At 55.9% G+C, this 11186-nt stretch carries 12 protein-coding genes; 3 read left to right on the top strand and 9 right to left on the bottom strand.

The features are described 5' to 3' along the window. Nucleotides 1-125: 125 nt before the first annotated feature. The gene (locus AC14IB_RS05625) at nucleotides 126-758 is read right to left on the bottom strand and encodes an arylesterase (RefSeq protein ID WP_484230956.1); all 633 of its coding nucleotides are present in this window, start codon (nucleotides 756-758) and stop codon (nucleotides 126-128) included. Here AC14IB_RS05625 and AC14IB_RS05620 point away from each other — a divergent pair. Continuing rightward, nucleotides 757-1446 (top strand): ABC transporter ATP-binding protein, encoded by a 690-nt coding sequence (locus AC14IB_RS05620; protein WP_484230955.1) that lies wholly within the window; start codon nucleotides 757-759, stop codon nucleotides 1444-1446. The two genes, AC14IB_RS05625 and AC14IB_RS05620, sit on opposite strands and share 2 nt — an antisense overlap. After that, nucleotides 1443-3929 (top strand): ABC transporter permease, encoded by a 2487-nt coding sequence (locus AC14IB_RS05615; RefSeq protein ID WP_484230954.1) that lies wholly within the window; start codon nucleotides 1443-1445, stop codon nucleotides 3927-3929. The genes AC14IB_RS05620 and AC14IB_RS05615 overlap by 4 nt, the downstream gene beginning before the upstream one ends. Before the next feature lie 12 nt (nucleotides 3930-3941). Here the strand turns inward: AC14IB_RS05615 and nemA are convergent, their stop codons facing one another. From nemA to AC14IB_RS05600, 3 genes are read right to left on the bottom strand one after another with little or no spacing between them, the layout of a single operon-like run. Beyond that, on the bottom strand, nucleotides 3942-5039 hold the full coding sequence (nemA, locus tag AC14IB_RS05610; protein ID WP_484230953.1) for an N-ethylmaleimide reductase: 1098 nt from the start codon (nucleotides 5037-5039) through the stop codon (nucleotides 3942-3944). A gap of 58 nt (nucleotides 5040-5097) precedes the next feature. After that, the gene (locus AC14IB_RS05605; protein ID WP_484230952.1) at nucleotides 5098-5709 is read right to left on the bottom strand and encodes a TetR/AcrR family transcriptional regulator; all 612 of its coding nucleotides are present in this window, start codon (nucleotides 5707-5709) and stop codon (nucleotides 5098-5100) included. A gap of 46 nt (nucleotides 5710-5755) precedes the next feature. Then, nucleotides 5756-6898: an ATP-NAD kinase family protein gene (locus tag AC14IB_RS05600; protein ID WP_484230951.1), complete on the bottom strand. Its 1143-nt coding sequence runs from the start codon at nucleotides 6896-6898 to the stop codon at nucleotides 5756-5758. Between the two features lie 89 nt (nucleotides 6899-6987). Here AC14IB_RS05600 and AC14IB_RS05595 point away from each other — a divergent pair, with 89 nt between their 5' ends. Continuing rightward, nucleotides 6988-7170, top strand: a complete 183-nt coding sequence (locus AC14IB_RS05595) for a PA1571 family protein (protein ID WP_068858889.1) — start codon at nucleotides 6988-6990, stop codon at nucleotides 7168-7170. Between the two features lie 16 nt (nucleotides 7171-7186). On the opposite strand, the gene AC14IB_RS05590 is transcribed toward AC14IB_RS05595, so the two are convergent. From AC14IB_RS05590 to mtnK, 5 genes are all read right to left on the bottom strand, one after another. Continuing rightward, a complete protein-coding gene (locus AC14IB_RS05590) occupies nucleotides 7187-7834 on the bottom strand; it encodes a TetR/AcrR family transcriptional regulator (protein WP_484230950.1) in 648 nt (215 codons plus the stop codon). Nucleotides 7835-7897: 63 nt separating this feature from the next. After that, a complete protein-coding gene (locus AC14IB_RS05585) occupies nucleotides 7898-8368 on the bottom strand; it encodes a YiiD C-terminal domain-containing protein (protein WP_484230949.1) in 471 nt (156 codons plus the stop codon). Beyond that, nucleotides 8365-8928: a nitroreductase family protein gene (locus tag AC14IB_RS05580; RefSeq protein ID WP_484230948.1), complete on the bottom strand. Its 564-nt coding sequence runs from the start codon at nucleotides 8926-8928 to the stop codon at nucleotides 8365-8367. Before AC14IB_RS05580 ends, AC14IB_RS05585 begins: the two co-directional genes overlap by 4 nt. Beyond that, a complete protein-coding gene (locus tag AC14IB_RS05575) occupies nucleotides 8925-9968 on the bottom strand; it encodes an NAD(P)H-dependent flavin oxidoreductase (RefSeq protein WP_484230947.1) in 1044 nt (347 codons plus the stop codon). Before AC14IB_RS05575 ends, AC14IB_RS05580 begins: the two co-directional genes overlap by 4 nt. Continuing rightward, nucleotides 9965-11176, bottom strand: coding sequence for an S-methyl-5-thioribose kinase (mtnK, locus tag AC14IB_RS05570; RefSeq protein WP_484230946.1), 1212 nt, complete (start codon nucleotides 11174-11176; stop codon nucleotides 9965-9967). The genes AC14IB_RS05575 and mtnK overlap by 4 nt, the downstream gene beginning before the upstream one ends. Nucleotides 11177-11186 lie beyond the last annotated feature (10 nt).

Below are 11186 nucleotides of genomic sequence, written 5' to 3'. Positions count from 1 at the left end.
CCGGCAAACGTGAAGGCTTCAGTTTCGCTTCGCTGTTCATGTCGCACCCACCGCTGGAAAAGCGTATTGAAGCGCTGCAGAACCTGCAGATCGCCTAATACGAACTCCCGTAATAAAAAAGCCCGCTATTTGCGGGCTTTTTGGTCTTTGAGAGCAGCAGAAATGAGTGGCCAAGCCAACTCAAGCAACTTAGGTTGCGCTTTGGCATTTGGGTGAATTCCATCCTTTTGCATTAACGCTGAAACGCCGCCGATACCCTCTAAAAAGAACGGCAAAACGGCTGCGCCCTCCGCCTTCCCCACCCGAGGGAAAACGGCAGCAAAAGCCTGGGTATAGGCCTTTCCATAGTTTGGTGGAATCTGCATCCCCAGTAAAATGACGCGCGCACCCGCCTGGCGAGATTGGCGAATCATGCTGGCCAAATGACGCTCCATCATCGCTGGAGGCTGGCCACGAAGGCCATCGTTTCCGCCTAACTCAATGACCACGATATCTGGCTCATGCTGCTTCAGTAATGCAGGTAGGCGACGCACACCGCCGGACGTGGTTTCGCCACTGACGCTGGCATTGATGACCTTATGCTGCCCTGGATAGCGCACTTCCAAGCGCTGGCTCAGCAAGGAAACCCAGCCCTGTTCAATGTTCATGCCGTAGGCTGCACTGATACTATCGCCGAAGATGAGTATCGACGCAGCGGATGCCGGCATCATGGCTAAGCAAAATACTAACGCACCTACACTTCGTAACCAGGTCATCATGACAACGCCATCCCAACAGTTGATTGAAACTCGCCAGCTCACGCAGTCTGTATTGATTCAACACGAGCGATTGCTCATCTTAAATAACATCAATCTCGTCATTTCGGCTGGCGAAAGTGTAGCCATTACCGGCAGCTCTGGCTCAGGCAAATCTACGCTATTAGGGCTGCTGGCGGGATTAGACACGGCCACAGAAGGTCGTGTTTTACTGGCGGGCCAAGATCTCGGCGCCCTCGATGAAGATGCACGCGCTGCATTGCGACAGCGCCTTATCGGCTTCGTCTTTCAGAACTTCCAACTACTCCCCCACCTCACCGCGCTTGAAAACGTTATGTTGCCGCTGGAACTCGCGGGCCTTCCCGCCAAAGCGCGTGCTAAACATTGGCTGGCGCGGGTGGGTTTATCTGCCCGCGAGGCCCATACACCGAGGCAGCTATCTGGCGGCGAACAACAGCGCGTCGCGATTGCACGCGCCTTCGCCACAGAACCTAAAATCCTGCTCGCCGATGAGCCCACGGGCAACCTTGATAGCCAGACCGGCGCCAGCATCATTGAGCTACTGTTTGAGGCTCAGGCTGCTTCCCAAACAACACTCGTCTTGGTGACGCATGACAAAGCGCTCGCGTCACAATGCCAACGCCAGCTGCATTTGGAGGCTGGACGCGTGACATCAGGTGCGCTGACGTGATCCTGGCCTGGCGACTATTAAAGCGGGATATCCGTGCCGGTGAGATCTGGCTATTACTTGCCGCCCTCATACTCGCCGTCACAGCTACGAGCAGCCTGCGGTTTTTTAGCGCCAATCTGGAGCAAGGACTCAACCGTCAGGCCGCTAATTTATTGGGGGCAGATCTCGTATTGCAAAGCAGTCGCCCGCTGCGGCCAGAAGTGGAACAAGTAGCACAGCAACGCGGCTTGAGAACGGCTGTTGTGACTGAGTTCTCCAGCATGATTCAACGTCAGGATGCGTTTCAGCTGGCTGCAGTGAAAGCCGTGACCGCCGACTACCCATTGCGCGGTGAGCTGGTCGCTTCACACCGCAAGTCAGAGGCGAACAACTCTCGCATTCCCAGCCCCGGCACCATCTGGTTGGATCAACGCCTCATGGGTCTGTTGGCCGTATCCATCAACGATGAAATTCAATTAGGCGATTTACAGCTCCGAGTCGCAGCAGTCATCCTCCAAGAGCCGGACCGAGGCGGTAATTTTTCCGCATTTGCACCGCGAGCGCTGATGAATGCAGACGACTTAGCGTCCGCCGGCGTCATTTTGCCCGGCTCACGCGTGCAATACCGTTTACTTTTAGCGGGCTCGGCTCGGGCCATATCTGACTTAAACAACTTCCTAGAGCCTCGATTGGCCACAGGTGAGCGCTTAGTGGATGTCGCTCGTGGGCGCTCGGAGATCGGCAGTCCACTCGCTCGGGCCAGCGACTACCTGAGCATTGCGGCTTTCGCCGCCGTGGTCTTATCGGGACTTGCAGTCGCATTGGCCGCACAACGCCACGCCGTCCGCCACTACGACACGCTGGCGCTAATGCGTTGCCTAGGCGCTAACCGACGCCGCGTGCAGGGCATTTTTCTCACGCAACTGTTGCTAATCTGGGTCGTGGCCATCGTTGTTGGCGCGGCATTAGGCGCGGGTACGTCGCAAATCCTGTTTCAGATTCTGTCAGGCATGTTACCGAATGCCGAACTCGATTTTGCCTGGCAACGCCCTCTTCTCACGGGCATTGCCACGGCCACGCTAACGCTGATTGGCTTTGCCCTGCCCGCGCTTATCGGCTTGTTTCGAGTATCACCACTACGCGTTATTCGCCGCGAGCTTGCACCGAACTCATTGGGCTTGATGACAATCACTGCACTGGCTATTTCGGCCTTGGCAGGCTTGCTGATTCTGGAGACGGGCCGCTGGCAGCTCACTCTCATGCTGCTCGTGGGCGGAAGCACGCTGGGCTTTTTACTCGCCTTGCTGTTACGCAGCCTATTAGCACTGACGCGTCACCTATTGGCTGAACGTTCGTTACCCAGATCTTTACTCGGGCTCCGTGAACTCTGGCGCCATCCGCAGAACACGACACTACAGATCTTAGGACTCAGTGTGGGCATTGCTGCCATGCTATTAGTGACCAGTGTGCGCGGCGAACTCATGAGTGCCTGGCAAGGTAAATTGCCCACTAATGCACCTAATCAATTTGCACTGGGAATTGATGAGCTAGACCGTGTGGCATTCCAACAAACGTTGGCCGATTTTGGCATCGCGCCCGATGCGCTGTATCCGGTCGTGCGCGGACGGCTCATCGCCATCAATGACAAGGCAGTGGTTAGCGCCATTAGCAAAGAAAGCGAAGATCAACGCGATGAATCGCTGAATCGTGAGCTCAATTTGACCACATCCACCAACTTGCCCAAAGGAAATGAGTTAGTCGAAGGCGCATGGTGGACAGACACCCGTCAGGCACCCTGGCCTGTCTCTGTCGAGTCCAGATTGGCTTCAAAGCTAGGCATAGCCTTAGGCGATAGACTGCGCTTCTCGTTGGCAGAGGGCGATGTTGAAGCCACCGTCACCAGTCTTCGCAAAGTCGACTGGGACAGTTTTCAGCCCAATTTCTACATGGTCTTCCCCGCCCCCGCGCTTGCACCTTTCCCAGCCACTTACCTCACGGCGTTTCATGCGCCGAAAATGCAGCGAGAGGTGCTAAACACCTTGGTTAAGCGCTTTCCAACCGTCGTGTTGATTGATGTCGATGCCATCATGACGCAAGTTCGTCAGCTGCTCGATACGGTCTCGCAGGCGATTGAGTTCGTCTTAGTCTTTGTTTTGGTTGCCGGCGTATTCGTGCTTTTGGCTTGTATAGCCGCCGGTCAAGACCAGCGACGCCAGGAGGCCGGACTTCTTCGCGCACTGGGCGCCAGTCGACGCCAGCTGATGCAGCGCGGCCTCTCGGAAATGATGCTACTGGGCGGCTTTGCCGGGCTCGTCGCAGTAGCGATGACCGAGGCCTTGGCTTCGGCGCTGTATGTCACGATACTTGAGCTGCCACCCACCTGGCATGGCACCCTATGGCTGGTCACCCCACTACTCGCCGCCAGCCTGACCGGGATCGCTGGCATGCTAGCAACACGACGGGTGTGGCGAACCGCACCCGTCATTGTGCTACGAGAAAGTTAAGCCGATACCCTACTAAACAGCGGCCAACGCGGGGTAATCCGTGTAGCCCTCAGCTCCGCCGCCATAAAACAGCTCAGGCCGCTGTTCATTGAGTGGCGCATCTTGTTGTAAACGCTCAACTAAGTCCGGGTTAGCAATATAGGTACGACCAAATGCTGCACCATCAATCAGCTGCTTATCCAGCAGGTCCGTGGCTTTGGCGAGCGAATAGTTACCCGCACCAATCAACACACCGCGATAGCGTGAGCGCAAAGCCGCTCGGAAGCTCTCGGGCAGTACTGGACCACCCGCCCAGTCCGGCTCGGACAAATGTAAATAGGCGACACCACGCTGCTCAAACTGCTCTGCGAGGTAAAGCCCCATGGCCTCGCCGTCAATATCGTCAAGGGCATTGAAGTTGCCCATGGGCGAAATGCGAATACCAACGCGGCCCGGCTCCCAGGCGGCGATCACTGCATCCAACACCTCTAAAGTCAGACGTGCACGGTTTTCCAAAGAACCGCCATAGGCATCACTACGGTCATTGCTTTCTGTGGATTGGAACTGATGAAGCAAATAGCCATGCGCGGCGTGGATTTCGACCATATCAAAGCCCGCAGCTTGAGCATTTTTTGTGGCCTGAATGTAGGTTTCAATCAAAGTAGGAATTTCATCTAACCCTAAAGCACGGGGCACCGAGCAGTTAACACGCTCAGGACGGCCATTTTCCCCGAGCACTGTCGTCTTGGTTCGTGCTGGCAGGTTTGAGGCCGAAACCGGTGCTTGCCCGTCAGGCTGCAAGCTGTTGTGCGAAATACGGCCCACATGCCAGAGCTGGATCGCGATGCGTCCACCCGCGTCGTGCACGGCTTTCGTGACCTGCTGCCAACCGGCAACTTGCTCAGCACTGTAGATGCCGGGTGTCTGCATATAGCCTTTGCCCTGGGGTGATACCTGAGCGGCTTCAGTCACGATTAGCCCCGCACTCGCACGCTGACGATAATACTCCGCCATCAAAGGCGTTGGCACATCACCTGCGGCAGCTCGCATTCGAGTTAACGGCGCCATCAACACACGGTTTGGCAGCGTAATGCTGCCCATTTGCACAGGCGAAAATAAACGATGACTCATAACACTCTCTCCAATGGGTTGCCAGAATTAGACCGGTCAACTTGATATGACATAAATTTTAATGCGAAGACGCTCTCAGCCACTGCTGGGTCTGCGCTAAAGCACAAGCAAAAGGCTGGCCGTCACGTCGGATTTTGGTCAGTAACTCTGCCCCGACCCATAATTGATAAAGCGCACCCGCCAACGAGTCGGGCTGTAAGTCTGAATCCAGCGATGCATCGACTTGGCCAGCAACGAGCGCTTGGGCTAAACGCTGCTGTACCTGCTCCATTCCCGCCACCAGTACCTCTCGCATGGGTTCAGACAAGTCTGAAACCTCCGCAGAGAGTTTCACCGCGAGGCAGGCACTGGCGCGCGCTTGCGCATCGCTTTGTTCACAGCGAGCAGCCCATCGCCCGAAATAATGCAGCAGACGTTCTCGCCCCGTTCCGGGAGACTCCAAGAGTAAGGCACGCAACTCCTCATCGTAGCGATTGAAGTAGCGCGTCAGCATGTCAACGCCAAACGACTCTTTGGAGCGGAAATAATGATAGAACGAGCCTTTGGGAACGCCAGCTTCGGCCAAGATTTCCGTCAGGCCCACGGCAGTAAAACCTTTGCCACGAAAGACGGCCTCGCCTGTCGCCAGCAAGTGCTCTCGGGTATCGGAAAATTCGCGTGGCTTAATCATGCCGGCACAATACTAGACCGGTCGTCTAGTGTCAACGCGCCGAAGGCTAACCCTGCACGGCATACAACAACTGCTGCTGAAATCCACTATGGACGGGCCACCAGCCAGACCATGTCCGATCAAGTTCAGCATCCCCCGTGTCCAGCCTGAGTGGCCGGCCAGATAACGCGGCAAGCTTATTGCGCGTTGCTAACACCCATATCCGTTCGCGCCCTAGCTGACGCAATAGTCGAGGCGACAATTGCTGATTTCCGCGTCCGATGAGACTGCCCTGCCCACCCGTAGGGGTAATAATGACCGTGAGATCTGATCGTGAAGCCCACGTTTCTAAGACCTCAGCAGAAACATCTGAGGCAACCAATTGGTTATCACACACAATATCAAAGCCGAGCAAAGTGTTCGGCAGCTGCAGGGCCGCCATCACAGCGGCCACCGTGGTGCCTGCACCTAAAGCGTAATGCTGCCCTGGCTGCATCATGTCCAAAATTCCGGCGGCAATTTCTGCCTGCACTAGGCCCTCATCTTCACAACCTGAACACTTCACTTGTTGCACTAAGCTATCCGAGACGGGCACACGCAAGTCGCCAAAGTGCCTCGCCCGTACGCGTCCACCGGCTAATGCTTGCTCATCAATGTCTCTGACTTCTGCCAGCTCCATGGCCACTAGCTCACCCGCACACAAGCTGCGCACTAAATCCGCGGCGCTCTGGGGGTTAATGGCAAACACACCCGAATGCATTTTCACGCCTGCGGGCACACCCAGCGCGGGCACATGCGTACCAACGACTGAGCAAATATCTCGGGCTGTGCCGTCGCCTCCCACAAAGATAAGCAAATCAAGGCTCGCCAGCATCAGCATGGCCGCCGCACGCTGGGTATCCTCAGCGGTTGAGGGTGTTTGAGCTTGAAATGCGAGTATCTCTGCGCTGCGATCGCCGAGGCTGGCCTGACCCATGGACCCCGCCACCGTAATCCAATGCACGGGTAGGTCTGAGGTAGCCGCCAGAAAGCTGGCACAACGCGTTTGCGCGCGAGAGCCCCCCTGCTCAACGGTTTTGCGCGCCTCCTGACGCAAGTCTTCACTCACGTGATCACTGCCTTTCAGCGCCAGGGGACCACCAAGACCAGCATAGGGGTTAATGATGAGCCCGACGCGCAACCGTGCGGAAACATTCAGAAATGATTTCATAGTTGGTTACAACTTAGAGGCGAAAATACAAGACGAAGCGATTTGGCCTTCCTATAGTGAACTCATGGAAACACAACTTGAGGTGCATCATGACCAACACTAATCTGGAGAAGAGCATGAACGAGACCCGCACGGTGGGCAATCCGTTTCATTTCGCCATCCTGTTAGATGACCAGGGTACCGAGTTGGCCATCACAGAAGAAATGATTCAAAAGGCTTGCGCTGATTTAGCGAAGCGTTGCCAATTTCCGGATCGTCGGCAAGCAGCCTGATTCAGAAACTGCTGAATCAGACTTGCTTCGGGGCTAGGCCATTCCATAACATGGCAACCGTTCGCTCAACCAGTTGACCATCCGCAAATGTCTCCGGCTTCATCACCCAAGCCAACATAAAACCATCAATTAACGCACACCAAAAAATCGAGACGGTATCGGCATCTAAGTCAGGGTCCGTGATACCCGCCTCGACCAAACGCTCGATCATTTGCTTCGCTAACAACCGGGCATGGTCATACAACTTTGCCATACTGCTGGCTATCTGGGTATCCCGCGTTTGCGAGACGAACTCCAGATAGAGCCTTGGCCAAGCGGCGTTATCGTGAAAGCGGTTCAACATATCCCGCAGCATAGTCGCAATGGCTTGCTGCCGTGCCTGAGTCGTTGGTGCCGCCAGCGCCAGCGCCAATTCTTCGGCTAAAGGTGCCGTGTGCTGTTGGAACCGGTACTCCAGTAGCGATGTGAACAAGTCATTCTTACTACGGAAATGCCAGTAAATAGCCCCTTTAGTCAGATGAGCCTCTGCAGCAATTTCATCCAAGCTGGCGCGCTGAAAGCCTTTATGCGCAAAAATACTGACGGCGGCCGCCAAGATACGTTCGCGAGACTCACTCGGCTGCTCACGTCGCTCATTCACGGCACGTTGCTTACACAGAGACATGGGGGAATCCATACAATCACATACCGCCAAGTATGCCACAGCTTAAGCACACCCCTCACAGCGCTAGACCGACTCAGGTGGGAGTCGCCAAATCGCATAACTGGCCGACAGTGACACAGCTGCGCGCTGCGCTTCCTCAATACTGACGGATAGCGTGGCGCGAGCTTTGCCTTTACTAGCAATTTGCGCGGCCACTGCAGCGAGAACAGCGGCATCGGGCAAGATTGCCGTGGCCGAGAAATCTTCACTAACCGGAAAGCGATACTTAATTTCAGACTCGTAAACAGCGACATGACAGGCACCTAAGTGCTCTCGCGCCCACAGCATGAGCGCAGCCCAGCCTGTCACCGTCGTTAAGCTCGCCAGCGCGCCAGCGAAAGCGGTACTTTTATCGTTGATGTTGGGCTGCAAAGGCGCTTTCAGGGTCAGCGCCTGACCATCCCAAGCGACGGCTTCCAACTGCATAAATGCCGCCAGCGGGATATCACGCCGTAATTCGGCCAAAAACGCTTGCGCCTCAGCCAGCCGGCTCATGCCGTTGCGCCCGACCAAGCGCCAAACAATGACTCTGGGCGCGGAGGTGCAGCCTTAGTGCCCACCGCCGTACCGACGTAAATAAAACCTCCGATGTCTTCGCCTGCGACCAGGCCCAGGCCCTGCTTCACGCGATCCAGCGCCGTCGTATCACCGGTGCGCCACATGGCCGCATAGCCTTCGGCATGTAAGGTTAACAAGATATTTTGCACGCTCGCGCCTAGGCTTAGCCATTGCTCCCACTCCGGCACCTTAGCTTGATCCTGGCGGCGTAATATCGCCACGATGATCATGGGCGCGCGCAGCGGCATTTGCCGCAATTTGTTCTGCTCTAACTCAGCACGATCGGGATTCACCTCGCACATGCCTTGGTAAAACAACTCGCCCAATGCCGAGAGCGCATCACCCTGAATCGTCAGGTAGCGCCAAGGGCGCAATACACGATGATCCGGCGCCGCACCCGCTGCGTCGAAGACCCGGGTCAGAGCGTCGGTATCGGGTACGGGCAACACCAGTTGAGCAATGGAGCGACGCGTCATAATGGCTTCGTGGACATTCATCGTTGGGCTCCTTGCACGCGCTGTTGCGCGGTATTGGCCTCTGCAACTAAGCGCTGCATGAGTTCGGCACAGCTTGGAATATCTTGAATTAGGCCTTGGGCCTGGCCAATCAGCTGCACGCCGCGCACCTGATCGCCGTCTAAGATGGCGAGGCGAATCCGCTCCACTGCAGCACCGAAATAGCTCAGCTTCAACGTATTGGCGAATCCCTGCTCACGCCAGGTCATCCACAATTGCTTCAGGCTTGTGCCTTGTTGGCGCATCAGCAGCAAGGATTGCCAAATAGCCCGCCATAGCGTCAGCGGTTTACGACTCACCGCCACCCCAGTTGGGGTGCGCATAATGCGACAGGGCATGCCGTCGAAATTGCGCGTGTAGAGGGTGTCCTCAACGGCTTTCTCCAACACCATCGCTTGAGTTTTAGCATGCAATGGACTTTCTGTGGTCATGGCCCAGCGCGTACCCATCGCTACCGCATCGCCACCCAACGCCAATGTGGCCACCAAGCCCGAACCTTGGGCAAAACCACCGGCCGCAATGAGCGGCAATGACGTGACGGCGCGGATGGCCGGCAATAACACCAGCGTAGTGACTTCACCACCATGTGCCGCCGCCTCATGTCCAGTAACGATAAGCGCGTCGGCACCATCTCGCTCGGCAGCTTGCGCATGTTTTGCGGTAATGACGGTGGCAATGGTTTTACCGCCGTAGGCCTTAGCGCGCTGGCACAGCCAATCACCCTTGCCCAGCGAATAGTTAATAACCGGCACCTGCTCTTCCAGTGCCACCTCGGCATTTTCTCGCGAGCCCGGCATTAGCAAGGCCAAACCCACACCGAAAGGCTTCGAGGTGAGGCTACGCGCCAGTCGAATTTCAGCACGCGCTTGTTCAGGCTTGAGGTGCCCGATCTGAATTAGTCCCAGACCACCCGCCTCACTCACTGCCGCCGCTAGCTGAGCGTTAGATACATACGTCATGCCCGAGCAAATAAACGGATATTGAATACCGAATAAGTCGGTCACACGGGTATGCCAATTCATGCCTCGCGTCCTATCTGCAATGCCGAATCCATATTCGACCAGGGCTGGGTTGGGAGTAGCCAGTGTCTTGCCATGCCTAAGCTCTGCTGGGCGGCTGGAATCAATGCCGGTTCTTCGGCCATCAGCTCCCACTCCGGAGCATGCGCCAGGCCGATGGTGCGACGGATCAACTCAACACCTGCGAATGCAAGGGTGTCTTGCAGCAATTCATCCAAATAGCGCTGGATATAGCGCTCACTCTGCCACTCACCCAGCACTGATTGCTGGCGCGCCAGCTCAGCGAATTGCTGACTAAATACCTGCCAAATTTGACGAATCAATTCGAGCATGTCCATTCCTGAACCTGGCGTAGCACCCGCTCGGCGAGCAAATACAGGCTGACAAACATGGCCTATGTAGAGGTGTGCCACAAGACAACCTAAGTCGTAGGCCATGGGGCCGTAAAAGCCAAACTCAGGATCGAAAATACGGGTTTCTGCGGGAGTAACCAGCATCGAGCCGGTATGCAAATCACCGTGCAACAAGGCTTCAGCCGATGTCATGTAGACACGCTTCATGCGCAAGACTGCAGCATACAAATCTTGGTCTGCGCGAAGTGCGGCAGCCGTCTGCTCTAACTCTGCATGGCAATGGTTGTGCGCGTGCTGCTGTAAAGGCTGCGTGAAGCAGACATCCTCCTGGGCTTTGACCAGCACGGGATTAATAAACTGAGGAACACGTGCTTTTTTTTCTGCCGAGGGCAAGGCCAAATCGGAGCTGAAAAACAACGACTTGGCGAGGAACTCACCCAAATGCTGGGCCAGCAACGGGTAATGCTGCTGTGCTTGCAGCCCGGTGCGCAGAATCGCGTGCGGCTGTAGATCCTGCATGATGCAGACATACATCTCCGCATCAAAGTGATAGACCTCAGGCACGAACTCCGGGCAATGCCTCACATAGCTTTGCAAAATGCCATACTCACGAACGGCGCGATCCAGGGGTAATTTAAAGTCCGGATATTTCCGGGCCCACGGCAGCGACTGCTTCACGATAAGGGAGCGGCCAGCGGCGTTGGAGACGCGAAAGACCAAGTTCACATTGCCATCGGCTAGGTCTTCGCTGTGCAAGTGCTCGTTAGATCCCAGCAGTTGACTCGCTAAGCCTGTTTTCTGCAACCAAGACACCACAGTGTCTTTATCTAAAGCGTAGTAATTTTCTAAAAAAGACACGCCAAGCCCC

This window comes from Perlucidibaca sp., from assembly GCF_057084925.1.
Note: the sequence above shows the minus strand (reverse complement) of the source record. Positions and strands in the feature narration are given on the sequence as shown.